The sequence below is a fragment of the Asticcacaulis sp. AC460 genome (genome assembly GCF_000495795.1).
In the GTDB taxonomy this organism is placed as follows: Bacteria; Pseudomonadota; Alphaproteobacteria; order Caulobacterales; family Caulobacteraceae; genus Asticcacaulis.
Genome location: NZ_AWGD01000016.1, coordinates 86,013 through 108,467, shown reverse-complemented (window position 1 = coordinate 108,467; position 22,455 = coordinate 86,013). Strand labels below are relative to the sequence as shown.

General features: G+C 62.5%; 24 protein-coding genes. 8 read left to right on the top strand and 16 right to left on the bottom strand.

Features of this window, described 5'->3' with window-relative positions:
- Positions 1–27: 27 nt before the first annotated feature.
- The 6 genes from ABAC460_RS34030 to rdgB form a co-directional block, all read right to left on the bottom strand.
- On the bottom strand, positions 28–1,584 hold the full coding sequence (locus tag ABAC460_RS34030; RefSeq protein WP_023453139.1) for a YifB family Mg chelatase-like AAA ATPase: 1,557 nt from the start codon (positions 1,582–1,584) through the stop codon (positions 28–30).
- A gap of 189 nt (positions 1,585–1,773) precedes the next feature.
- Complete coding sequence (gene gshB / locus ABAC460_RS34025; RefSeq protein ID WP_023453138.1) at positions 1,774–2,721, bottom strand: glutathione synthase; 948 nt, start codon at positions 2,719–2,721, stop codon at positions 1,774–1,776.
- A gap of 57 nt (positions 2,722–2,778) precedes the next feature.
- Entirely contained in the window at positions 2,779–3,156 is a 378-nt protein-coding gene (locus tag ABAC460_RS34020; protein ID WP_023453137.1) for a YraN family protein, read from the bottom strand.
- Entirely contained in the window at positions 3,153–4,010 is an 858-nt protein-coding gene (gene rsmI, locus ABAC460_RS34015; protein WP_023453136.1) for a 16S rRNA (cytidine(1402)-2'-O)-methyltransferase, read from the bottom strand. The genes ABAC460_RS34020 and rsmI overlap by 4 nt, the downstream gene beginning before the upstream one ends.
- 173 nt (positions 4,011–4,183) lie before the next feature.
- Positions 4,184–5,317 (bottom strand): radical SAM family heme chaperone HemW, encoded by a 1,134-nt coding sequence (hemW, locus tag ABAC460_RS34010; RefSeq protein WP_023453135.1) that lies wholly within the window; start codon positions 5,315–5,317, stop codon positions 4,184–4,186.
- Positions 5,314–5,928, bottom strand: a complete 615-nt coding sequence (rdgB, locus tag ABAC460_RS34005; RefSeq protein WP_023453134.1) for an RdgB/HAM1 family non-canonical purine NTP pyrophosphatase — start codon at positions 5,926–5,928, stop codon at positions 5,314–5,316. Before rdgB ends, hemW begins: the two co-directional genes overlap by 4 nt.
- A gap of 91 nt (positions 5,929–6,019) precedes the next feature.
- Between rdgB and ABAC460_RS34000 the strand changes: the two genes are divergently transcribed.
- Together ABAC460_RS34000 and ABAC460_RS33995 are read left to right on the top strand one after the other, a co-directional pair.
- Positions 6,020–6,541 carry a DUF2975 domain-containing protein gene (locus ABAC460_RS34000; RefSeq protein ID WP_023453133.1) on the top strand — a complete coding sequence of 174 codons (522 nt, stop codon included), beginning with the start codon at positions 6,020–6,022 and terminating at the stop codon, positions 6,539–6,541.
- 2 nt (positions 6,542–6,543) lie between these two features.
- Positions 6,544–6,762, top strand: coding sequence for a helix-turn-helix domain-containing protein (locus ABAC460_RS33995; RefSeq protein ID WP_023453132.1), 219 nt, complete (start codon positions 6,544–6,546; stop codon positions 6,760–6,762).
- 2 nt (positions 6,763–6,764) lie between these two features.
- On the opposite strand, the gene dapB is transcribed toward ABAC460_RS33995, so the two are convergent.
- The 3 genes from dapB to dnaK form a co-directional block, all read right to left on the bottom strand.
- The gene (gene dapB / locus ABAC460_RS33990) at positions 6,765–7,520 is read right to left on the bottom strand and encodes a 4-hydroxy-tetrahydrodipicolinate reductase (RefSeq protein WP_023453131.1); all 756 of its coding nucleotides are present in this window, start codon (positions 7,518–7,520) and stop codon (positions 6,765–6,767) included.
- 101 nt (positions 7,521–7,621) lie between these two features.
- Positions 7,622–8,788 (bottom strand): molecular chaperone DnaJ, encoded by a 1,167-nt coding sequence (gene dnaJ, locus ABAC460_RS33985; RefSeq protein WP_023453130.1) that lies wholly within the window; start codon positions 8,786–8,788, stop codon positions 7,622–7,624.
- A 200-nt stretch (positions 8,789–8,988) separates the two neighbouring features.
- Positions 8,989–10,893, bottom strand: a complete 1,905-nt coding sequence (gene dnaK / locus ABAC460_RS33980) for a molecular chaperone DnaK (protein WP_023453129.1) — start codon at positions 10,891–10,893, stop codon at positions 8,989–8,991.
- A gap of 280 nt (positions 10,894–11,173) precedes the next feature.
- Between dnaK and ABAC460_RS33975 the strand changes: the two genes are divergently transcribed.
- Positions 11,174–12,079, top strand: coding sequence for a dienelactone hydrolase family protein (locus ABAC460_RS33975; RefSeq protein WP_023453128.1), 906 nt, complete (start codon positions 11,174–11,176; stop codon positions 12,077–12,079).
- A gap of 79 nt (positions 12,080–12,158) precedes the next feature.
- A complete protein-coding gene (locus tag ABAC460_RS33970; RefSeq protein WP_023453127.1) occupies positions 12,159–14,150 on the top strand; it encodes a tetratricopeptide repeat protein in 1,992 nt (663 codons plus the stop codon).
- Positions 14,151–14,299: 149 nt separating this feature from the next.
- Here ABAC460_RS33970 and ABAC460_RS33965 read toward each other — a convergent pair whose 3' ends face one another.
- The 3 genes from ABAC460_RS33965 to hrcA all read right to left on the bottom strand — a co-directional run bounded on the left by ABAC460_RS33965 (position 14,300) and on the right by hrcA (position 17,471).
- Positions 14,300–15,664, bottom strand: a complete 1,365-nt coding sequence (locus ABAC460_RS33965) for a M28 family metallopeptidase (RefSeq protein ID WP_023453126.1) — start codon at positions 15,662–15,664, stop codon at positions 14,300–14,302.
- A gap of 64 nt (positions 15,665–15,728) precedes the next feature.
- Positions 15,729–16,349: a nucleotide exchange factor GrpE gene (gene grpE, locus ABAC460_RS33960; RefSeq protein WP_023453125.1), complete on the bottom strand. Its 621-nt coding sequence runs from the start codon at positions 16,347–16,349 to the stop codon at positions 15,729–15,731.
- 27 nt (positions 16,350–16,376) lie between these two features.
- Positions 16,377–17,471, bottom strand: a complete 1,095-nt coding sequence (gene hrcA, locus ABAC460_RS33955) for a heat-inducible transcriptional repressor HrcA (RefSeq protein ID WP_023453124.1) — start codon at positions 17,469–17,471, stop codon at positions 16,377–16,379.
- A gap of 193 nt (positions 17,472–17,664) precedes the next feature.
- Here hrcA and ABAC460_RS33950 point away from each other — a divergent pair, with 193 nt between their 5' ends.
- The 4 genes from ABAC460_RS33950 to rph all read left to right on the top strand — a co-directional run bounded on the left by ABAC460_RS33950 (position 17,665) and on the right by rph (position 19,535).
- Positions 17,665–17,961, top strand: a complete 297-nt coding sequence (locus tag ABAC460_RS33950) for a hypothetical protein (protein ID WP_023453123.1) — start codon at positions 17,665–17,667, stop codon at positions 17,959–17,961.
- A 24-nt stretch (positions 17,962–17,985) separates the two neighbouring features.
- Positions 17,986–18,417 (top strand): hypothetical protein, encoded by a 432-nt coding sequence (locus tag ABAC460_RS33945; RefSeq protein ID WP_023453122.1) that lies wholly within the window; start codon positions 17,986–17,988, stop codon positions 18,415–18,417.
- The gene (locus tag ABAC460_RS33940) at positions 18,414–18,722 is read left to right on the top strand and encodes a hypothetical protein (protein ID WP_023453121.1); all 309 of its coding nucleotides are present in this window, start codon (positions 18,414–18,416) and stop codon (positions 18,720–18,722) included. Before ABAC460_RS33945 ends, ABAC460_RS33940 begins: the two co-directional genes overlap by 4 nt.
- A 96-nt stretch (positions 18,723–18,818) precedes the next feature.
- Positions 18,819–19,535, top strand: coding sequence for a ribonuclease PH (gene rph, locus ABAC460_RS33935; protein WP_031236675.1), 717 nt, complete (start codon positions 18,819–18,821; stop codon positions 19,533–19,535).
- Positions 19,536–19,592: 57 nt separating this feature from the next.
- Here rph and ABAC460_RS33930 read toward each other — a convergent pair whose 3' ends face one another.
- The 4 genes from ABAC460_RS33930 to coaBC form a co-directional block, all read right to left on the bottom strand.
- Positions 19,593–19,931, bottom strand: a complete 339-nt coding sequence (locus tag ABAC460_RS33930) for a hypothetical protein (RefSeq protein ID WP_023453119.1) — start codon at positions 19,929–19,931, stop codon at positions 19,593–19,595.
- A gap of 181 nt (positions 19,932–20,112) precedes the next feature.
- Positions 20,113–20,487, bottom strand: coding sequence for a hypothetical protein (locus ABAC460_RS33925; RefSeq protein WP_023453118.1), 375 nt, complete (start codon positions 20,485–20,487; stop codon positions 20,113–20,115).
- A 228-nt stretch (positions 20,488–20,715) separates the two neighbouring features.
- Positions 20,716–21,177, bottom strand: a complete 462-nt coding sequence (dut, locus tag ABAC460_RS33920) for a dUTP diphosphatase (RefSeq protein WP_023453117.1) — start codon at positions 21,175–21,177, stop codon at positions 20,716–20,718.
- A 54-nt stretch (positions 21,178–21,231) separates the two neighbouring features.
- Positions 21,232–22,422 (bottom strand): bifunctional phosphopantothenoylcysteine decarboxylase/phosphopantothenate--cysteine ligase CoaBC, encoded by a 1,191-nt coding sequence (gene coaBC, locus ABAC460_RS33915; protein ID WP_023453116.1) that lies wholly within the window; start codon positions 22,420–22,422, stop codon positions 21,232–21,234.
- Between the last annotated feature and the right edge of the window lie 33 nt (positions 22,423–22,455).

Genomic DNA, 22,455 nt, shown 5'->3' with positions numbered 1-22,455 from the left:
GAGACTTACCCGCCGGACAACCTCGCATCAGGTGGCAGCGAATGTCGTCCTGGCGGCATCCTCATTCATCGGCCCCGTCCGGCGATAGACCAGGGCTTCGGCGACATGGCGGCGCAAAACGGATCCCGACAATTCCAGATCGGCAATGGTCCGCGCCAGCCGCAGGGTGCGCGTCCAGCCGCGCGCCGAAAGGCCAGTCTGCTGCGCCGCCTGGGTCATCAACGCCTTGGCGGTGGGGTCCAGATCACAGATCTGTTCAAGGCCCGCACCGTGGGCGGTGGCGTTCAGCGCATTGCCGGGCGCGAGGTCCAGGCGGTGGGCGCGCTGCGCCTGAAGCTGGCGGGCGGCTTCGACGCGGGCGCGGACTTCACGGGTGCCTTCGGCCGGTGCCGGCAAGGCCATATCCATGGCGGTGACCGCCGGAACGTCGATCTGCAGGTCGATGCGATCCATCAACGGTCCCGACACTCGGCCCTGATAGTCCTTGAGGCAGCGCGGCGCCTTGCCGCAGGAGCCCCGGCCGACACCACCATGGCCGCATTTGCACGGATTCATCGCAGCCACCAACTGGACCCGGGCCGGGTACTTGATGTGGTGATTGGCGCGGGCGACGACGATCTCGTTGGTTTCCAGCGGTTGGCGCAGCGAGTCGAGGGCTTGTGGCGAGAATTCGGGCAGTTCGTCCAGGAACAGCACGCCATTGTGCGCCAGTGACATTTCTCCTGGTTTTGCCCGCGTACCGCCGCCGGTCAGGGCGGCCATGGACGCGGAATGGTGCGGCGCCCGAAACGGTCGCTCATTGGTCAGTTCGCCGCGCGCGATCAGCCCGGCCATCGACCAGACCTGCGAGGTTTCCAGCAGTTCGAGGTTCGACATAGATGGCAGGATACCCGGCAGGCGCTGGGCCAGCATCGACTTGCCGGAACCCGGCGGACCGACGAAGAGCAGGTTGTGACCGCCGGCCGCAGCGATTTCCAGAGCGCGTTTCGGCACCTCCTGGCCCTTGACCTCGTTCAGATCCTTGACCTTGGCAGGCGCGGCGCGTTCGCCGCGCACCGGGGCTTCCAGCACAAAATGGCCCTTGAAGTGGTTGATCAGGGCGATGATGGAGCGCGGCGCAAGGATTTTGCAATCGCCGGCCCAGGCGGCTTCGGGGCCGTTGTCGTGGGGACAGATCAGGCCCATGCCGAAACCGGAGGCGGCGATCGCGGCGGGCAAGGCGCCAGCCACCGGTGCGATGCTGCCGTCCAGCTTCAGTTCGCCGATGACGACATAGTCGTTGAGCGCATCCTCCGGAAGGACGCCCATGACGATCAACATGGCCAAGGCGATGGGCAAGTCGAAATGGGTGCCTTCCTTGGGCAGATCGGCCGGCGACAGGTTGGCGACGATGCGTTTGCCGCCGGGCAGCGAAAGGCCGACACCGGCAAAGGCGCCGCGGACGCGTTCGCGGCTTTCGGCTACGGCCTTGTCACCGAGGCCAACGACCGAGAAGGCGACCGGTCCCTTGGTCAGCACCACCTCGGCTTCAACCCGTCGCGCTTCTGCCCCTTCGAAAGCGACGGTGGTGATCCTGGCGGGCATATCTTGTGTTCCTGATGGGGGAAAAACTCTAGACCTAGGGTACGCATGCGAAATTATCCACAAGCTAAGGCAGAGTTTGAGACAAATCAAGAACAAAATGCAAACAAAACCGAAAACACGGTTTTTAGCGTTCGTCAAATTTCCGCAAGATACGGATTATTAACACTTTTGCGACGGTAACGCCGGTCTTCACGAGGCCCGTTTGGCCTCAATCCGTTCCCAAAGCGTCACCCCGACATCGATGCCCTCGAAGGCCTTGAGCTGTACCGCGCCCGTGGGTGAGGTGACGTTGATTTCGGTCAAGTAGTCGCCGATGACGTCGATGCCGACGAACATAAGTTCCTTCTCTTTCAGGACGGGTTTCAGCCGTTCGCAGATTTCGCGATCGCGGTCGGTCAGGACCAGGGGCTCGGCACGGCCGCCGACGCGCAGGTTCGAGCGGATGCCGCCTTCGGCCGGGACGCGGTTGATGCCGCCGGCGATTTCACCGTCGATCAGGATGATGCGCTTGTCGCCGGCGCTGACCGCCGGGATGAACTTCTGCAGGATGACCGGTTCGCGGCTGATATTTCCGAACAGCTCAACCAGGGAGTCGAGGTTGCGGTCACCAGCCTTCAGCTTGATGATGCCGTTGCCGGCGGCGCCGTGCAGGGGTTTCAGGATACAATCGCCGTGGCGCTCGAAAAACTCGTTCAGCGCTTCGAAGTCCGACGAGACGATGGTAGGCGGTTGCAGGCCTTCGAAACGGGTGGCCAGCAGCTTCTCCGGCGCATCGCGGACCGAGGTCGGGTTGTTGACCACCAGGGTCTTCGGGTGGATGGTTTCGAGAAAATAGGTGGCGGTGATGTAGGCGATGTCAAAGGGCGGATCCTGGCGCATCAGGACGACGTCGATATCGTCGAGGAGATCGAGCTTTTGATAATCGCCGGCCGTGACGTGGTTGCCCTTGACGGGACGCAGGGTGACCTTGCGCCCGCGGGCCGAGACACGGCCGTCTTCCAGGGTCAGGTGCTGCGGTTCGTAGACCCAGAGTTCATGGCCGCGATCCTGGGCCGCCATCATCAGCAGGAAGGTGGTGTCCGAGGCGATGTTGATCTTCTCGATCGGATCCATCTGGACGGCAACGCGTAGGGTCATGGCGGCTTCCTGTGCTGTTCCGCCGTGATATGTGGCGTGAGGTGCGGCAGCGCAAGCTCAAAAGCGTTCGATGGTCTCGAAAGCGTTGATGATGTGCACCGGCCATCGGCCCGGCGCCACCGTGTAGAGGTCGATGCTGAGGTCGAGATGGCGCAACGACGGCCGGGTCTGCTGCAGGGCCAGGCCGGCCTGCCACAGGCGGTGCTGCTGGAGCGAGGAGACGGCGATGGCGGCGTCCTCGTGCAGTTGGCGCTGCTTGACCTCGATGACGGCCAAGCGGCTGCCCTTGCGCGCCAGGATGTCGATCTCGCCTTGCGGGGTTTTCAGACGGAAACCGAGGATGCGGTAGCCTTTCAGCATCAGGTGGATCATGGCGACATATTCGGCCAGGCGGCCGGATTTACGTGCCTTGAGACCCCGGAGACTGCGGTTCATTTGCCTTTCAGCTCCAGGGCCTTCTGGTAGATCACCTTGCGCGGCAGGCCAAAGACATCGGCCAGTTGTTTGGCGGCATCCGACGGTGAGTAGTGCTCCAAGGCCAGTTTCAGGGCGTCTTCAAGCGACTCGGCCGATGGTTTTTCTTCGGCCGGAGGGGCGACGACGATGACGATCTCGCCCTTGGGTTCCTGAAGCTTGGGGTCGGCGGCCAGGTTAGAGAGCGTGCCGCGGTGTCCGGTCTCGTAGAGCTTGGTCAGTTCGCGGCAGACGCAGGCGTCACGGTCGCCGAGCACGGCCGCCATGTCGGTCAGGGCATCGTGGACTCTGGGGCCGGTTTCGAAGAAAACCAGGGTCGTCCGTAGGCTGACGAACTCGCTTAAGAAAGTCTGGCGGGCGCCCGATTTGACCGGCATGAAGCCGGCGAACATGAAGCGATCGGTCGGTAGTCCGGCTAGACATAAAGCCGCCAGGACGCTGCTGGCGCCTGGGATCGGGTGGATGGCGGCGCCGGCGTCGCGGGCGGCTTCGACCAGGCGGAAGCCGGGGTCGGAGATCAGCGGCGTGCCGGCGTCGGAAATCTGGGCGATGATCTGGCCGCTGCGCAGGCGATCGAGGATTTCGGGTACGACCTGCGGACCAGCGTGGTCGTCGTAGCGGATCAGCTTTTTTTTCAGGTCGTAGGCGGAGAGCAGTTTGGCGGCGACGCGCGTGTCCTCGGCCAGGACAACATCGGCGGCGCGCAGCACGTCCAGCGCGCGCAGGGTGATGTCGCGCAGGTTCCCGATCGGCGTGGCCACGATGTAGAGGCCGGGGCTGACGGGTTTGGGCGGTGGAGCGAACAGGGATTCCATGGGCCGATTGAGAAGATGTGAAATACTTCTCCTCCCCTGTTTACGGGGGAGGTGGATCATGGCGAAGCCATGAGACGGAAGGGGTAATTCCACTGACGGTAAGCCCCTCCCACCGCTTCGCGGTCCCCCCTCCCCGTAAACGGGGCGGGAGAAGTAAGCAAACTAATAATCTCTTAGGACAAAAGCTCAAGCAATAGTCTGTCAAGCAGGACGCGACCTTTCGGCGTGGCGCGCAGGTGGGTCGGGGTCAGGTCCATGAATCCATCCTCGATCAAAGGGACGGCTTTGGCCGGCAAATCCAGGAGGATGAAGCGGTTCAGCGCCACGCCCTCAGCCATGCGCAGTCCTAGCATGGCGGCTTCTTCTTCGGTTTCGAGGGGTGTGAAGTCCTCGCTGTCGTGGCCGATGCCGTTGTCGTAGACGCGGGCGGTGTAGGCTTTCAAGTCTGACAGGGCGGTAGTGGCGTGGCGCACGCCGTTCAGGGTCAGGCGGCCGTGGGCGCCGGGGCCGATACCGATATAGTCGACACCGCGCCAGATATGGATATTGTGCATCGCCTGGGCCCTGGGTCCGCGGGCGTGGTTGGAGACTTCGTAGGCTTCGAAGCCGAGGCCTTCCAGGGTGTCCTGGGTTTCGAAATAGAAGGCTTCGGCCAAGTCCTGATCGGGCGGTGACCACAGGCCACGGCGCACAGCCCGGCCGAAAGTGGTGGTCTGTTCGATCGTCAGTTGATAGGGCGAGATATGTTCGATGCCGAGTGCGGCTGCACGGGTCAGTTCGTCGCGCCAGTCTGTCGTGGCTTGGCCGGGGCGGGCATAGATCAGGTCGAGTGAGACCCGTCCGAATACGGATTGGGCGACTTCGATGCCGGTGATGGCTTCGCGGGCGGAATGGTTGCGGCCGAGGAATTTCAGCGCTTCGTCATTGAGGGATTGGACGCCAAGGGACAGCCGGTTGATGCCTGCGTCGCGGAAACCGCGATAGCGGGCGATTTCGGCGTCGGTCGGGTTGGCTTCCAGGGTAATTTCGATATCGTCCGTGGACGGAAAGAGCTGTTTCGCTGTGGTGATCAGCTCGGCGGTCCAGTCGGGTGGCAAAAGGGACGGGGTGCCGCCGCCGAAAAAGAGGCTGACCAGGTGGCGGGGGCCGGTGAGGGCTGCCTGGGTTTTCAGGTCGGTCAGGATGGCGTCAAACAGGGTGCGCTGGGAAGCCTGGCCGCGATCGCGCGTGACGTTGAAATCGCAATAGGGACAGATACGCGAACAGTAGGGCCAGTGGACGTAAAGCGCGACCGGCGGGGTGCTCAAAACAGGGCCGCCCGCAGTTGTTCGAAGGCCAGATGGCGGTGGCTGATGGCGTCCTTGGCCTCAGGGTCCATCTCGCCGAAGGTCACGTCGTAACCGTCCGGACGGAAGATCGGGTCGTAGCCGAAGCCCTTGTCGCCACGGCCGGGCAAAACGATCTCGCCGTGGATCACGCCTTCAAAGACCGCCGCCGGGCCTTCCGGCCAGGCCACAGCCAGGGCGCAGGTGAACCAGGCCTTCAAGGTAAAGGCGTCGCCCAGCTCTTCGCGCGCCTTGCGCAGCTTATGGCCAATGACCTCGCCGGCGCGGGTAAAGTCCTTGTCGGGACCGGCCCAGCGCGCGCTGTAGACGCCGGGATCGCCGTTCAGCGCGGCAATGCTCAGGCCGGAATCGTCGGCCAGCGCCGTCATGCCGGCCCGGGTGGCGGCGTGGCGGGCTTTCAGGATGGCGTTGCCGATAAAGCTGACCTCGGTCTCGTCGGGTTCCGGCAGGTTCAGCGATGCGGCGGTCAGGATCTCGAAACGACCGTCCAGCAGCGCGGAAATCTCCCGCGCCTTGCCGGGATTGTGAGTGGCGGCGATCAGTTTCTGACCGGGGATCAGGGAGAGGCTCATGGCGTGCCTTGTATCCCATTGGGTTCAAATGAAAAGGTTGTTTTTTCGCCGGGAACTTGGGAAAAGGAAAGTTCGTGAAAAGGGTCTGTCCATGCGATTTCTCGGGCCGCGGTCAATTTCCAGCCTGCTGAAGACGGCGCTCGACGTCGTCTATTTCGGGCTGTTCGCCATCATCTTCATCTTCGTGCTGGCGGCGATCTGCGTGCTGGTGGTGCCCAATATCGCCGCCGAAGTCGTCCGCCAGATGAACATCAACACGGCCCTGAGCGCCGGTTCCCAGGCGGCGATGTTCCTCGCCGTGGCCTTGTCGCTGACTGGGTATCTGATGATCATGCGCTGGACGCGCCAGGTGTTCCAGACCCTGGCCGAGGGCGATGTCTTCCATCGCGACAACACCCGCCGTTTGCGCTGGATCGGGTTCGGCTTGGGGGGACTGGAAGTGTTCGGCTATGTCGTGCGGCTGTTCGCCGAGGGCATGTTCCAGCTCCATTTTGAGCCGGTCTATGGCTTGCGGGCGGTGACGACCTGGTTCTCGGTGCTGGTGGTGTTCGTGCTGGCCGAGGTGTTCAAGGAAGGCGCCCGGTTGCGCCGCGAAGCGGATTTGACGATCTGACCATGGCCATTCGGATTAAAATTGCTGAGATACTGGCGCGGCGGCGGTTGTCGATCGTGGAACTGTCGGACCGGACGGGGATTTCCGTGCGGGACCTGGAGATATTACGCGACCAGAAGGCCATGGCGTTGCGGTTGAAGACCTTGGATGCGCTGTGCCGAGCGCTGCATTGCGAGCCGGCGGATTTGATCGAGTATGGTGACGGCAGCGACGTCGAATAGGCTTAAAGCCCCAGCACATCCTGCATGTCGTAGAAGCCGGCTTTTTGGGTGCGGCCCCACAAAGCGGCCTGGATAGCGCCGCGGGCAAACAGCGTACGGTCCCGCGCCGAGTGCGACAAAGTCAGGATCTCGTCCTCCGACGCCAGCACGGCGCTGTGTTCACCGACAATGCCGCCGCCACGGATCACCGAAAAGCCGATATCGCCCGCCCGCCGCGCGGCGGTAATTCCGTCACGCGCTGCCACCTTGACCTCGTCCAGGCGGACGTTACGGCCGTAGGCCGCCGCCTCGCCCAGCATCAGGGCCGTGCCTGACGGGGCGTCGACCTTTCGCCTGTGGTGGGCCTCGACGATCTCGATGTCCCAATCTTCGGCGGCCAAGCGGGCGGCGGCCTGCTTCAGCAGGCCCATTAACAGATTGACGCCTAAGGAAAAATTTCCCGACTGGATGATCACCACCTCGTCGGCAAAGCGAATCAGTTCGTCGCGCTGTTCCGGCGTAAAGCCAGTGGAGCCGATAACATGGACCAGGGGACGCGGACGCGCCAGGCCTTCGCCGGCGCAGGCTTCGAGCAGGGACAGAGACGCTTCGGGGGACGAAAAGTCGATCACCGCGTCGGTGCGCGTCAGGTCGAACATGTCGCCCTTTTCATACTTCGCGGAAACTGGATGTTTGGCCTGATCCAGCACTTTTGCCACGGCCACGCCCATGCGGCCCTTGTAGCCGTTAATGGCAAAACGGGTGACGGGTGCGGCCATGATCGAAGTCTCCTCGAAATCCGGGTTTCGACCGATAGGGCAAGTCACCGTCAGGTCAAGACGAATCTCCGAACCTGCTTTTTTATTTTCCAATCCGGCCCTTATTGGGCTGCCGCGCCGGTGATGTCGTCCCAGAAACGGCGGGCCTTGTGCATGAAGCCCTGGGATTGCGCATAGGACTGCGCCTCCGAAATCGCCGCGAACTCCTTCATCAGCTCCTTCTGGCGCGGATTCAGGTGCTTCGGCGTCTCGACGAACAGCTCGACGATCAGATCGCCCTTCTGCTTCGAATTCAGGCCCGGCATGCCGCGGCCCTTCAGCTTGACCTTATGGTTGGTCTGGGCGCCTTCCGGAACCGTAACCTCCAGCTTGCACTGACCGTCGCAGTTCTGGCCGCCCATCAGGCACGGCACTTCCAGCACGCCGCCCAGGATGGCCGTCGTCATCGGCACCGGGATCGAGCAATGCAGGTCCAGGCCGTCGCGCTCGAAAATTTCGTGATCGGCGACGCTCAGGAAGATATACAGGTCGCCCTTGGGGCCGCCCTTGCCACCGGCCTGGCCTTCGCCGCGCAGCAGGATGCGTGCGCCGTCATCGACGCCGGCCGGGATGTTGACCTTCATGGTCTTGTTCTGGCGGACCTGGCCGTGGCCGCGGCAATCCGGGCACGGGTCCTTGATCACGCTGCCCTGGCCGTTACAGGCCGGGCAACTGCGTTCGACCGCGAAGAAACCGTTGGAGGTGCGCACGCGGCCCTGGCCGCCGCAGGTCATGCAGGTCGACGGCTTGGTGCCGGCCTTGGCGCCCGAGCCCTTGCACGACTCGCAGGTAAAGGTGGTGGGGACGGTGATCTCGACCTCGGCGCCCTTATAGGCCTGCTCGAGGGAAATCTCGTAGTCGAAACGGACGTCGGAGCCGCGCTGCGGACCGGATGGGCGGCGCTGCTGGCCGAAGATATCGCCGAACATCTCGGAGAAGATGTCCTCGACATTGGAGAAGCCCTGGGAATTGCCGTGGAAGCCGCCGCCACCTGCGGACTGGCCGTTCATGCCGGCATGGCCGTAGCGGTCGTAGGCGGCGCGCTTCTGGCCGTCGGACAGGACGCCATAGGCCTCGTTGACCTCTTTGAAGCGCGTTTCAGCGCCGGCGTCACCCTGGTTGCGGTCGGGATGGTGTTCCATCGCCTTCTTGCGGAAGGCGGCCTTGAGCGACGCCTCATCGGCGGTGCGCTCAACACCCAGAACCTCGTAATAACAACGCTTGCTCATGCTTAACGCCCCGATGTCAGCCAGACGCTACGCGAAAGTGCTTTCACGCGCGTTACCGGCTTTACGGCCTGATGTCGACTTGTTGATGTGATCTTGTGATGCAGGGACGGCAGGGAGTCAAATCCACTCGCCGGCCAGGGCAGGGAAGTGGACGCCCCGTTTACATCCGAAAGGGTAAGCGGGGCGTCCATTCTTTTGCCTTAGGCGCTCTTCTTGGAGTCGTCGACTTCCTCGAAGTCGGCGTCGACGACGCCGTCATCCTCGGCGCGGGCGCCGGGGCCATCGCCGTCGTCGTCACCACCGGACTGGCCGTACATGGCCTCGCCCAGCTTCATCGACGCCTGGGCCAGAGCATTGGTCTTGGTGCGGATGTCTTCGGCGTCTTCGCCGTCCTTGGCCGCCTTAAGGTCGGCCAGGGCGGTTTCGATCGCCGTCTTCTCCGGAGCGCCGACCTTGTCGCCGAATTCCTTCAGCGATTTTTCGGTCGAGTGGATCAGAGCGTCGGCGTGGTTGCGGGCTTCGATCAGCGCCTTGCGCTTCTCGTCTTCGCCCTTGTTGGCCTCGGCTTGCTTGATCATGTCCTCGATGTCGTTATCCGACAGGCCGCCATTGGCCTGGATACGGATCGAGTGCTCCTTGTTGGTCGCCTTGTCCTTGGCATTGACGTGGACGATGCCATTGGCGTCGATGTCGAAGGTGACTTCGATCTGCGGCACGCCGCGCGGTGCGGGCGGGATACCGGTCAGGTCGAACTGACCCAGCAGCTTGTTGTCGCCGGCCATCGGGCGTTCGCCCTGGAAGCAGCGGATCGTCACGGCCGACTGGTTGTCGTCGGCGGTCGAGAAGACCTGGGACTTCTTGGTCGGGATGGTGGTGTTGCGTTCGATCAGCGGGGTGAAGACACCACCCAGGGTCTCGATGCCGAGCGTCAGCGGGGTGACGTCGAGCAGCAGGACGTCCTTGACGTCGCCTTGCAGAACGCCGGCCTGGATGGCGGCGCCCAGGGCGACGACTTCATCCGGGTTGACGCCCTTGTGCGGCTCGCGGCCGAAGAAGGTCTTCACGGCGTCCTGGACCTTGGGCATGCGGGTCATGCCGCCGACCAGGACCACTTCGTCGATGTCCGAAGCCTTCAGGCCGGCGTCCTTGAGGGCCTGCTGACAGGGCCCGATCGTCTTGGTGATCAGGTCCTCGACCAGGCTTTCCAGCTTGGCGCGGGTCATCTTCAGGTTCAGGTGCAGCGGGCCCGAGGCGTTCATCGAGATGAACGGCAGGTTCAGGTCGTACTGGGCGACCGTCGACAGTTCCTTCTTGGCCTTTTCCGCCTCTTCCTTGAGGCGTTGCAGGGCCAGCTTGTCGGAACGCAGATCGACGCCGTTCTCTTTCTTGAACTCGTCGGCCAGGTAATCGACGATACGCATGTCGAAGTCTTCACCGCCCAGGAAGGTGTCGCCGTTGGTCGACTTCACTTCGAAGACGCCGTCGCCGATTTCCAGGATCGAGACGTCGAAGGTACCGCCACCCAGGTCGTAGACGGCGATCTTCTTGTTGGTGTCCTTGTCGAGACCGTAGGCCAGGGCGGCCGCGGTCGGCTCGTTGATGATGCGCAGCACTTCCAGGCCGGCGATCTTGCCGGCGTCCTTGGTGGCCTGACGCTGGGCGTCGTTGAAGTAGGCCGGGACGGTGATGACGGCTTGCGTGACGGTTTCGCCCAGATAGGCTTCGGCGTCTTCCTTCATCTTTTGCAGGATGAAGGCCGAGATCTGCTGCGGGCTGTAGTCCTTGCCGTGGGCGCGGACCCAGGCGTCGCCATTGGGACCCTTGGTGATTTCGTAGGGCACCATGCCCTTGTCCTTCTGGACCATCGGATCCGTGTAGGCGCGGCCGATCAGGCGCTTGATGGCGAAGAAGGTGTTGCCGGGGTTGGTGACGGCCTGACGCTTGGCAGGCTGACCGACCAGGCGCTCGCTGTCATCGACAATGGCGACCACCGACGGGGTCGTGCGGACGCCTTCGGCGTTTTCGATGACCTTGGGGTTTTTGCCGTCCATGACGGCCACACAGGAATTGGTCGTCCCTAAATCGATACCGATGATTTTAGCCATGGGTGTTAAATCTGCTCCGTTGAGGCGAATGGTCGTTGCGGCCTTTTGAAATCAAGCGCCGCGTTTGTCCATCCCCGTTAAGATGAATACAAACGAAATTTCAAGTCCCCGGTTGTGGCCAGGTGCTCGAAAGCTGTAGCCGATATGGTGAAGGCTGTGGGTCCTTCAAGGGATGACGCAATTTTTTTAGGGGCATTGGTTGTGCCGCCAAGACCAAACTTGCCTTGGACGTGTAAAAGCGTACAAGGCGCAACAGGGACAAGCTGTTCAGGAGATGACCATGGCCGACCTCCGTGTCAACCGCCGAAGCCTGGTGGCGATGGGCGTGTCCGGTCTGGTTTTGGCGCCGTATGCGCTGGGTGGGGCCCGAGCACAGGCTATTGCGACGCCTAGTGATGGCTTGTTTATCAAGGATGTGCAGATCCCGCCGCTGGGGGACGACGGCGGTTACCGAATTCCCGGCTATATCGCCATGCCGGCGAAGAAGGGTCAATATAAGGTCATCCTGGTCGTGTCCGAAGTGTTCGGACTGCACGACCATATCCGCGATATCTGCCGGCGATGGGCGCGCGAAGGCTATTGCGCCCTGGCCCTCGACCTGTTTGCACGTAAGGGCAATGCCGCCACGGCCCAGGAGTTCGAGACGGTCAAGGCTTTGGTGGAGGCGGCCAGTTACAAGCAGGTGATGGGCGACCTGAAGGCCGCAACCATGTGGTTGGATAGTCGGCCGGATATCGGCCAGGCAAAGAAAGTGTTAGGCGACAAGGGCTTTGCCGATATGGACGCCGTCGGAATCACGGGATTTGCGTGGGGCGGCGCGGTGGTGTGGATGGCGGCGGCGACCATGCCGGTGATCAAGGCTGGCGTCGCCTGGTACGGGCGTCTGGAAAAACCGGCACCGGAACAGTTCATGGGTGGGGACGATCGGCCCTGGCCGGTCGATATCTCCGGATCGCTGAACCGGCCTGTGCTGGGGCTCTATGCCGAGCATGACGGCAATATTCCGCCGGCTTCGATCCAGCGGATGAACGATGCCCTGGCCGCGGCACGGATGACGCCGTCGCATATCGAGGTGCTGCCGGGAACGAGCAACGGTTTCCACGCCGATTACCGGCCGAGTTATAACGCCGAGCAGGCCAAGGCCGGGTGGGCGAAGGCGGTGGCGTGGTTCACGAAGTACCTATGACAGGATTTGTAACGCATGGCGCCTTGCCGCCGGTAACCGGAGGCTCTAAGCTATCGCCGTTATCCGGGCGGGAGCTTTCATGCGCAAATTTATCCTGGCGTGCCTGACGGCACTGGCCGTGGCCGGCAGCTTGCCGGCGAAGGCCGCCTCGACACCGGATGTGTACAGCGCCGACAAGATCGAAGCCGGCCGTATCGCCTTTATCCAGGACCAGGTCAAAAGTTACAACGGCGCTCAGGACCCGGAAACCGTCCTGCTGACCCTGCTGTCGTTCGAGCCGAACGTCGTCGCGAATGTCAACGCCCTGTCGAACTACGCCGGTACGGCGCGCGACTACAGCTTTATGGTCGATATCCTGACGGTCGTGCCGGACAACGGCATGGCCGCCTGGGCCTTGGCGGAAAAGCTGTCTGGCCAAGGCTATTTCACCCTGGCCGTGCCGTATTTCGAGATCGCGTCAAAGGCCTATCCCGACAGCTATTCGACTCAGTCGAAGGCTGGGTTGAACGCCTATCTCGCCGGCGATTACGCGGCCTGCGTCACCTTTTACGATCGCGAACGCCGGATCAATCACCCTTATGCCTTCGGGGCGGAGTCCTACGTCAAGCGGGGCGAGTGCCACGCCTTTTTGGGCCATAGCGACCAGGCCGCCTCGGATTTCAAGGCCGCCGCCAGTCAGGACGCCAATACCGCCTGGGGCTACGGCGCGCGGATGTTCAAGGACGGCGTTTTCGGCGGTTGCAAGGGCTCGGCGGCTGGAAAGACGGAGGCGGCACGTAAGCAGTTCGAGAAGGGCAAGGCCTATGAGGCTTATCGCGACGTCCATGCCGCCCTGCAATGCGACCCGGCCTATATTCCGGCGCTGGAGCTGCGCCTGACGATCGAGGAGGCCGACGGCAATCTGCGTGGCCAGTTCAATGCCCACCGGCGTCAGTTGCAGAACCTGCGCGATGGCGGCCAGACCGATGCCCGTGACGGCGCGGTCTTGAAGCCGCGCAATGCGGATCAGCTTCTGAAAGATGCCGGCATGCTGGATATGGCCGGGTCGCGGCGCAATGTGGCCATGGTTAGCTATCTGGCGACGCGCGCCCTGGCGCTGGAGCCCGGCAATTGGGAAGCGCACCTGTTCCGCGCCCGCAGCCTGCTCAATTTTACCGACCCGCGGCTGTATCCTTTGGCGTGGGAAGAGGTGAGCAAGGCCGATGTTGCCTCCGGGCCATCGGATCTGGACCGGGCGACGATCCACCATGTCCGCGGACAGCTGTTTGTACGGGCCAAGCTCAGGGTCGAAGCGCTGGCGGAATATAACGCCGCCATCGCCTTAACACCCAACGATATGCGTTTCTACGTCGTGCGCGGCGACCTGCTGGTGAATTTGGATAAACCCGATGCGGCCTTGAAAGACTTCAATTTCGTCCTGCAATATCAACCGAATAATACCGACGCGCTGAGCGGACGCGCCAGGCTGTATTACGTGCAGAAGCAATGGGCTCTGGCGCGGGCCGACCTGGAGCGGATCATTGCCGTCGAACCGGGAAATACGACGGTGCGGGCCGATATCATCCGCATGCTCGACTTTGAAGGGCGGACGGCGGAGGCCGACGCCAAGCATAAGCAGCTTTTGGTCGACGATCCGGCGGGCGCGAAGGGCAATGCTTATCTGGCCAGCCGTGCCGGAAGTGGCGCGGTGACGGCTCAGGCCGACGCAGCACGGGCGCAGAAAAACGAGGACGCCGCCCGCCAGGCGGCGCGCCAGGCCTACCAGTCGACGGTGCGCAGCTTTAACGACGCCGGCGATGCCTGGCAGGCGGCCAAGGATTTCATGCAGGCGGCCGCTGATCGCGGCGAGGCGATTACCTATGAGAACAGCACAAAGGAACTGGTGCGGCTGCTCAATGTAGCCATCAAGAAGTTCGACGACACCCAGGCCGAGATCTTCCGGTTGAAAGCGTCGGAACATTACCGGTATCTGACAGCAGAGGAACGGGCGAATCTCGAGGCGGCACTGAACAAGAGTTCGGATTTTACCCGGGAGTTGCTGAAGACGCGGAGGGAGTTGGTGGCCGAGTAAGCGCTGTCGTGCAATGGGGTCGAGGGGTCCGCGACACCTCGCCTTTCCTTACAAACAAAAAGGGCGCCCCCACTTCGGGGAGCGCCTTTTTGTTTGTGAAGAGAAGACGAAGGGGCCTCAGGCCCCTTCACCCCATTAGTCGTCGGCGCTTACTTCGGTCGTCCGCCCTCTTTCCACTTCGGCGTATAGTCGCCATTGGCCAACCATTTCACCGGCTCAACCAGCGACTGGATGGCCTGGGTCATAAAGGGCAGGTTCAGGTTGGCGACATTGTCGTCCGGTGAGTGGTAGGTCGGTGTCACCGCCCAGCCCGACACCGTGTGCGCCACGATCCCTTGCAGGGCCAGCTGGTAATTGTCCGAACGCTCGAAGAAGTTCTGTTCCGGATAGATGTCCGGTGCAATCAGCGCGCCCTTGGCTTTCAGGGATTCGCCGAAGTCCGAACGGTCGAAGCCCGTCATCATCATCACTCCGGCCGGCATTTTCGGATCCTGCTGGCCGATCATCTCGATTTCCAGATTGGAGATGATGCTCTCCAGCGGTACCGGCGGCTTCATGGCGAAATACTGCGAGCCCAGCAGGCCGATCTCTTCCGACCCGTAAGCCACGAACATCACGCTGCGTTTCGGCTGACCGCCGGCCGACAGCGCCCGTGCCAGTTCCAGCACCGCCGTCACGCCTGAGGCGTCGTCATTGGCGCCCAGCACCACCTTGCCGTCATGGGCGCCGATCGCGTCCAGGTGGGCCGAAATCAGGATCACGCCGGCGGAAGGGTCCGACCCCTGCAGCCAGCCGATGGCATTGCTGGTGATCTGTTGCGGTTTCTTGACCTGACCGACCGCGAAGGTCACATCCTGGCCGTTCGCCTTGGCCAGCTTGTCGAAGGCGTCTGCTGCCACGAAGGCGACATCGGCTCGGGGCTTTTCGACCGGCTGTTCGACCAGGCGCGCCGGCACTATGGTCTCGCCGCCGATGCCTTCCATGCGCTTTTTGGTGTCGTCGCTTTCGCGCACGATCAGCAGCTTCACACCCTTTTGCATCGCGGCCCGCCACCAGGCGCCCAGGGTGAACTTGGCGTCGGGCGTGATGACCAGGATATCGCCGTCAGGCATCTGGGCCGGGTCGCTGCTTTTGGCGACGGCGATCTTGCCGGTGATGGTCTGGCCATGGGAATAGTACAGCGTCAGGCCCTGGTCTTGTGTGACGTCGACCCCGCCGGCCGTCAGGCGCGCCTTGCCATCCAGTTCGGGATGATCGATGGCCGCGGTCTGGATATAGGAGGTCATGCCGGGGGCAGGCTTCAGGCCGAAGCTCTCGAACTGCGCAGCAATATAGGCGGCGGCGATGGCCTCGTCGCGGGTGGCCGAGGTGCGGCCCTCAAGCGCTTCGGAAGCCAGGAAGTTCTCATGGGCGCTGACCCACTCCTGCTTGACCACCCAGGGTTCCGCTGCGAACGCGGGTGCGGAGACGACCGCCAGGGCAGCGGATACGGACAGCAGGGTACGATAAAACATGGGCGCCTCAACAGATATTGAAGCGCCCAGTGTTAGAAACGGAAAGTTGCAGCGTCAACCGATCTTATTCGGCCTGGGTGTTGACCGCTTCGCCGGTGGCCTCGCCGGCGCCGGAGTCGTAGCCGTTCTTCTGAGCAGGCGCCGCCGCCGTCTTGGCCGCCACCGCCACCATCGCCGGACGAATCACCCGGCCGAACAGCTCATAACCCGCCTGCATGACGAACAGGACAGCGCCGCCTTCGACCTCGGTCGAGGGCTGCTCCATCACCGCCTGGTGCAGGTGCGGATCGAACTTGTCGCCCTTCAGCGGGCTGATCTTCTTGATGCCGTTCTTGTCGAAGGCGCCGGCCAGCTCACGCTCGGTCATGGCGATGCCGTCGACGAAGTTCTTGAACGCCGGATCGGCGATCTCGCCCGGTACCGACGACAGGGCGCGTTGCAGCACGTCGGCGACGCCCAGCAGGCTGGTGGCGAAGCGCTGGATGCCGAAGGCGCGGGCGTCATTGGCCTCACGCTCGGCGCGGCGCTTGGTGTTCTCGGCTTCGGCGGCGTAACGCAGCGCCTGTTCCTTCAGCGCGGCGTTTTCTTCGCTCAGCTTGTCAAAGGCCGCCTTCAGCGACGGATTCAAGTTCTCTGGGATATCGCCCTCGGCGGCGCCTTCGGGAACTTCGGTTTCGTCAGTCATAGCTCTCTCGTTACAAAACGGGCGCGCTCAGTCGAGCATGCGGCCCAGCAATTTCGCGGTGTAGTCCACAAGTGGGATGATCCGGGCGTAATTCAACCGGGCCGGGCCGATCACGCCGATCGCACCCATGACCTTGGGTCCTCCCGCCCGGGGCGACACCATGTACGGCGCTGCAATAACAGCCGAACCCGACAAAGAAAACAGTTTCGATTCCGATCCGATGAAAATTCTCACCCCCTGGGCCTGGCGCACGTCGTCCAGCAGGTCGATCAGCTCTTCCTTCTGCTCCAGATCCTCGAACAGGGACCGCACGCGTTCCAGGTCTTCGAGCGCCGAAGCCTGAAGCAGATTGGCCTGGCCGCGGACGATCAGGGCCCGTTTTTCATCGGCGCCGCCCGACCAGGCGGCCAGGCCGGCCTCGATCAAAGTCGCCGCGGTTTCGTTCAGGCGCAGGCGTTCCTGGTCCAGTTCGGTCTTGAGCTGAAGTCGCGCTTCGCTGAGGGAGCGCCCCTTCAGACGAGTATTGAGATAATTCGAAGCTTCCGACAGCACCGACGGCGTCATGCCGGCCTGGACCGGCATCAGGCGGTTTTCGACCCGGCCGTCGTCGAAGACCAGGACGGCCAGGGTCTGTTCGGTGCTGAGGGCGACGAATTCGACGTGCTTGACGCCGGCTTCCAGCGACGGTGTGGTGACCAGACCGGCGCCGCCGGCCAGGCCCGACAGAAGATTGGAGGCTTCGCGCAGGGCGGCGTCGAAGGTGCGTCCGCCGGCGGTCAGGCGCGCTTCGATCTCACGTTTGTCGTCGTCGCTGATGTCGCCGACTTCGAGCAGGCCGTCGACGAACAGACGCAGGCCCTGGTGGGTCGGCATCCGGCCGCTGCTGGTGTGCGGCGCCGACAGCAGGCCCAGCGCGCTCAGGTCCTGCATGGTGTTGCGGATCGAGGCCGGCGACAGGTGGACCCCACCCTTGGACAGGGTGCGTGACCCGACCGGCTCGCCGGTTTCGAGATAGGCTTCGACGACATGGCGGAAGATATCGCGGGCGCGGGAATCCAGCTCGCTTAAGGATGCGCCGGACGTCAGCAGGCCGGACAGGGTGGGCGGCGGATAGGTCTTCATATCGCTTAGTCTACAAAGGTCTGTGTGTAACGCCAAGAGTCTTTAGAGCGCGTTTCGATCCGATAGGGTCGGATCGGCGCTCTAAATTTTTCTGACGGGCATCTTTATCCGAAAAGTGCGTTACACTTTTCGGGATGCCCTTTAATTCGCCATAAAGTTGGAAGTTGATAGGATCACCTTGGGAGGGAAGATCATGCTGGAAGCCGCCTTGCTTGCCGCCGCTCTGAATAGCGACGCACCGGAACAACCCTATGGCCCGCAGCCGTCGCAGGCGGCGGCCTATCAGCCGTTACAGACTTCGGACGGGAAGCAGGTTTACGACACCCGCGCCGGGTTGATCCGGCCGGCGTCGCGCGTGGCGCAAACCATAGAGCGCGACGATGAACATCGTGGCTTTGCCTGCGCCGACGCCAAGTGCAAAACCACGACGCCGGTCTATACGACGCGTACGCCGCTGAATCAGGAACAGGGCCGCCTGGGGGGCAGCTGAGACTTATCTTAGGGGGGACTAACCATGGGAAACGCTGTCTGGCTTATGTTGGCCTTACCAACCTGGTTCTTCGGTCAGGCATGGCAGGGACTATCCCGGTTGGATGCCCAGCTGTTGCTGCTGGTTCCGGCCATTGGGGTTATTGCCCTTGTGGTGGGTTGCCTTGCCGCCGCCGTGTTGCGTAAAGTCGGTGCACTATGGTTTCTTGTGCCCGTTCTTGCGTGCGAACTTTTTGTTGGCGTTGCCGGTTTAATGCGCGGGAAGTTGAGCGGTCCTCAAGCGATCTGGATCGGATTCTTGGTCGTGCAACTTATGGTTTCGGCTTATCTGGCTTTCCGCCTCAAGCCGCTGAAGGCCAAGATCTGGGTTGGGGTTCCGCTGATTGCCTTCTGTATGAGCTTTGCCCTGGAGGCGGCGTTTATAGCTGCCATGGCTTTTCCGGATACATGGGTATGAACGGCAAAAAATTAATCGCTTTGTTTGTTGTGGTTTCCAGTCTGGGAGTCTGTTCCTGTGCCGACCTGGCCTATAACGAGGCGACGGCGCCCATGCCGGTTCTGGCTGAGCAGGAGTCGCCTGCGCGCGGCACCGGGATCGACGGCATGGTCTATGTGCCCGCCGACAAGGTTATCGACAACGGCGAACGGACCGGCAAACGCGGCAGCGAGAGTTGGGTATGCGCCAATCCGGAATGCACGGTGGCGCAACGCGAACGCAGTTCTCCGCCGCCCAACGCCCAGGACAAGCCGCGTCAGTTCTAAAAAGAGTTTGCATGGGGCCTGCGACCTGTTAGGGCAGGCGCGCTTTCACGAGGTTATTCCATGTCCCAGTTCGATGCGCTGGTTGCGCTCAAGACCATCCGTCCGTCCAACCGCAAGCCCGACCAGATGCGTAATGTCACCCTGGAAACGGGTGTGACGCGCTATGCCGAGGGCTCCTGCCTGGTGACCTTCGGTCATACGCGCGTGCTGGTGACGGCCTCGGTCGAGACCGGCGTGCCGTCCTTCCTGAAGGGTAAGGGCCAGGGCTGGGTGACGGCGGAATACGGCATGCTGCCGCGTTCGACCCATACGCGGTCGCGCCGTGAAGCTGCCGCCGGCAAGCAGTCGGGCCGGACCCAGGAAATCCAGCGCTTGATCGGCCGTTCGATGCGCGCCGTCATCGATTTGAAGGCTCTGGGGGAGCGTCAGATTACCCTGGATTGCGACGTCTTGCAGGCCGATGGCGGGACGCGGACGGCATCGATCACCGGCGCCTGGGTGGCCCTGGCGGCCGCCTGTGACAAGCTGGTGGCGGACAAGGTTATCGAGAAATCGCCGATCCTCGATCAGGTGGCTGCCATTTCGTGCGGCATCTTCGAAGCCGTCCCGGTGCTGGATCTGGATTATGACGAAGATTCCAACGCCGAGACCGATGCCAACTTCGTCATTACCGGTACGGGTCATGCCGTCGAGATCCAGGCCACCGGCGAAAAGCGCGGATTCAGCCGTCAGGAGTTCGATACGCTGTACGATCTGGCGCTGAAAGGGACGAGCGAGCTGTTTGCCCTGCAGAACCAGGTGCTGGGGCGGTAAGCAAAAACAAAAAAGGCCCGCCTCACCGGCGGGCCTTTTCGTTGATGGTTAAAGGCTTCAGGCCTTTTTGCCTTCGAACTTGAGGGCTGTTTTCAAAGAGCCCAGCAGGCCGATCGTGCCGTAGCCAATGACCAGCAGGATAAAGAGCTGGACGATGGATTGCAGCCGGCGGAAGTCCGGGAAGTTCATCGGGCGGCCCAGCAGCGCCGGCCACACGGCCTGGATGGCGAAGGCAGCAACCACAGCCAGGGTGGCCTTGAGCAGGTAACGGTCGGGCTTGGGCTGGAAGAAGCCAATCAGGATGGCAATGATCAGAACCGGCAGCGGATTGACGCCGTTGAGCGCCGCGTTCAGGCCGTCGCTGAGGTCTAGGAAGAAATTCCAGATATCGTTCATTGAGCTGGTCCCTTGTCTGGTCTCAAAAACACATGGCAGGAGAATTGGGCAGGAGGGTACGCGCCGTTAACTATATTCAGGTCGAATTCGGCAAAAAAGCGGCTGCGGGGCGTAAAGAAGCGATACGTTTTAGCGCCTTAGGCGACAGAAACGGCCGATTTGCGAAAATTGTCAAAAAGAATCAATGGCCGTTGGTGCGGGCTTCGGGTTCGCGGGCGCCGAGCGAAAGCGTGGCCTTGACCAGATACAGCAGCCGAATGACCAGCCAGGCAATGATCAGCATCGTAAAGAGCTGAATCTGGGTTTCCATTTGCGTGACGTCCGGCCAGATCGGCGTATAGCCCGATGTCACCGGCCACAAGGCGGTGATGAGCACGGCGGGAACCAGGGCGATCAGGGCCTTGACGATGTACCAGCCGCGCTGGGGCTGGACGATGCCGAAAAAGGCGCTGGTGATCAGGACGGGGATGGGGTTGAGGCCAATCACGCTGGCCTTGGCGGCATCCCAAAGGGCGAAGCCGAACTGAATAGCGTCACCGCCGAGATTATCACTCATAACCGTATGCCCTCCTGCCGCCTTCAATAGCGGCCACCAAATCTGAAAAGCCTTCGGGCCGGTTCAGCGTGCGTTCTGGCATCTGGCGTGTGGCCGCATCAAGATTCGATACGTTAAACGCGCCAAGCCAGGCTGACCTGCTTCGATGCAACAGCCTAGTGACATAATGTGGTTATGTGATCACACTTGCGTGTCAGCGGGCGATTACAATTTCGCCTTTTGGACGAATTATCCTCGACCGGTGGAGCCAAAACCGCCCTCGCCGCGTGCCGTGGCGTCAAGCGACGCCTGCACATCCCACACGATGCGGGCGTGCTGGGCCACCACCATCTGGGCGATACGGTCACCACGGTTGATGACAAAGTCTTCGCTGCCGAGATTGACCAGGATCACCCCGACCTCGCCGCGATAATCGCTGTCGATCGTGCCCGGCGAATTCAGGCAGGTAATGCCGAACTTCAAAGCCAGGCCGGAACGCGGGCGGACCTGGACCTCATAGCCCTGCGGCACGGCGACCTTCAGGCCCGTCGGGATCAGCGCGCGGCCCAGCGGCTTCAGGGTCACCGACGCATCGGCCGGAATGGCGGCGCGCAGGTCCAGGCCGGCCGAACCTTCGGTCTCATAGGCCGGCAGCGGCAGATCGGCGGCGTGCGCCAGTTGCTGGACGAAAGCGGTGGTTTCAGCGGTCATGACGGCTCCTTTTCACCCGTTCATTTGCACGAATCCGCCGCGCGCTACAGACCGTCAGCCCAGACGCTTGTGGATATATTGCGCCAGGAAGTTGGCGACATCGGCCTTGGTGGTGCCCGGAATGGTGTTGAAACCGTCCAGATCGGCCAGGCTGACCTGGTTCTTCGCCGAGCCGAAGACATCGTCCGACACGTCATTGGCCAGGATGGCGTCACAGCCCTTCGAGGCCAGCTTGGCCTTGGCATAGGCCTGAAGATCATTGGTTTCGGCAGCGAAACCGATCACCAGCTTGGGCCGCAGGTCGAGATGTTTCGACACGGTTTCCAGGATGTCGGGGTTCTTGACGAAGGTGACGCTGAGCTCGGCATCAGGGCCCTTTTTCTGCTTTTCGCTGGCGGCGTGCTTGGGACGCCAGTCGGCGACGGCGGCCACCGCGACAAACACGTCGCACGGCAAGGCGTTGAGCGAGGCCTCCAGCATCTGCTCTGCGGTTTCGACATCGATGCGGCGGACACCACCGGGCGCAGGCAAGGCGACCGGGCCGGAAATCAGCGTGACATCTGCCCCTTGACGGGCCAGGGCTTCGGCGATGGCATAACCCTGGCGGCCGGAGCTGCGGTTGGTCAGACCGCGCACGGGGTCCAGCGGCTCAAAGGTCGGGCCGGCGGTGACGACGATCCTGCGGCCGTTCAGCGGCCCTTCGCGCGGACCCAGCTGCGACCGGATGGCGGCGTAGATGGCGTCGGGTTCGCTCATCCGGCCCAGGCCGAACTCGCCACAGGCCATGTCACCTTCATCGGGGCCGATGAATTCGACGCCGTCGCTTTTCAGGGTCTCGAGATTACGCTGGGTTGCCGGATGGTGCCACATGCGGACATTCATCGCCGGCGCCATCAGCACCTTCTTGTCGGTGGCCAGCAACAGCGTCGAGGCCAGGTCGTTGGCCTGGCCGTGGGCCAGTTTCGCCATCAGGTCGGCGGTCGCCGGTGCGACGACGACCAGGTTGGCCTGGCGCGACAGGGTGATGTGACCCATCTCGGCTTCGGTGGTCAGGTCGAACAGGTCCTGGTGGACCTTGTCGTTGCTGAGGGCACCGACAGTCAGCGGCGTGACGAACTGTTCGGCGGCTTTGGTCAGGACGACGCGGACCTGGATGCCGCCCTTGCGCAGCAGCCGGATCAGTTCAAGTGATTTGTAGGCGGCTATGCCGCCGCCGATGATCAGGAGGACTCGGGGTTCGCTCACGGGTAGCTCCTTTTCTGGCGCGGCGCCTTGTGC

Bases quoted from the DNA above. Each gene is read 5' to 3' on its own strand.
- ABAC460_RS34020 (WP_023453137.1), bottom strand. From the start codon at position 3,156: ATGAACCGCAGTCTCCGGGGTCTCAAGGCACGTAAATCCGGCCGCCTG.
- rdgB (WP_023453134.1), bottom strand. From the start codon at position 5,928: ATGAGCCTCTCCCTGATCCCCGGTCAGAAACTGATCGCCGCCACTCAC.
- ABAC460_RS33950 (WP_023453123.1), top strand. From the start codon at position 17,665: ATGCTGGAAGCCGCCTTGCTTGCCGCCGCTCTGAATAGCGACGCACCG.
- ABAC460_RS33965 (WP_023453126.1), bottom strand. From the start codon at position 15,664: ATGTTTTATCGTACCCTGCTGTCCGTATCCGCTGCCCTGGCGGTCGTC.
- gshB (WP_023453138.1), bottom strand. From the start codon at position 2,721: ATGACCCTACGCGTTGCCGTCCAGATGGATCCGATCGAGAAGATCAAC.
- grpE (WP_023453125.1), bottom strand. From the start codon at position 16,349: ATGACTGACGAAACCGAAGTTCCCGAAGGCGCCGCCGAGGGCGATATC.
- ABAC460_RS33925 (WP_023453118.1), bottom strand. From the start codon at position 20,487: ATGAGTGATAATCTCGGCGGTGACGCTATTCAGTTCGGCTTCGCCCTT.
- ABAC460_RS34000 (WP_023453133.1), top strand. From the start codon at position 6,020: ATGCGATTTCTCGGGCCGCGGTCAATTTCCAGCCTGCTGAAGACGGCG.
- ABAC460_RS33970 (WP_023453127.1), top strand. From the start codon at position 12,159: ATGCGCAAATTTATCCTGGCGTGCCTGACGGCACTGGCCGTGGCCGGC.
- ABAC460_RS33975 (WP_023453128.1), top strand. From the start codon at position 11,174: ATGGCCGACCTCCGTGTCAACCGCCGAAGCCTGGTGGCGATGGGCGTG.
- hrcA (WP_023453124.1), bottom strand. From the start codon at position 17,471: ATGAAGACCTATCCGCCGCCCACCCTGTCCGGCCTGCTGACGTCCGGC.
- dnaK (WP_023453129.1), bottom strand. From the start codon at position 10,893: ATGGCTAAAATCATCGGTATCGATTTAGGGACGACCAATTCCTGTGTG.
- rsmI (WP_023453136.1), bottom strand. From the start codon at position 4,010: ATGGAATCCCTGTTCGCTCCACCGCCCAAACCCGTCAGCCCCGGCCTC.
- ABAC460_RS33940 (WP_023453121.1), top strand. From the start codon at position 18,414: ATGAACGGCAAAAAATTAATCGCTTTGTTTGTTGTGGTTTCCAGTCTG.
- ABAC460_RS33930 (WP_023453119.1), bottom strand. From the start codon at position 19,931: ATGAACGATATCTGGAATTTCTTCCTAGACCTCAGCGACGGCCTGAAC.
- ABAC460_RS33995 (WP_023453132.1), top strand. From the start codon at position 6,544: ATGGCCATTCGGATTAAAATTGCTGAGATACTGGCGCGGCGGCGGTTG.
- dapB (WP_023453131.1), bottom strand. From the start codon at position 7,520: ATGGCCGCACCCGTCACCCGTTTTGCCATTAACGGCTACAAGGGCCGC.
- dut (WP_023453117.1), bottom strand. From the start codon at position 21,177: ATGACCGCTGAAACCACCGCTTTCGTCCAGCAACTGGCGCACGCCGCC.
- ABAC460_RS34030 (WP_023453139.1), bottom strand. From the start codon at position 1,584: ATGCCCGCCAGGATCACCACCGTCGCTTTCGAAGGGGCAGAAGCGCGA.
- dnaJ (WP_023453130.1), bottom strand. From the start codon at position 8,788: ATGAGCAAGCGTTGTTATTACGAGGTTCTGGGTGTTGAGCGCACCGCC.
- ABAC460_RS33945 (WP_023453122.1), top strand. From the start codon at position 17,986: ATGGGAAACGCTGTCTGGCTTATGTTGGCCTTACCAACCTGGTTCTTC.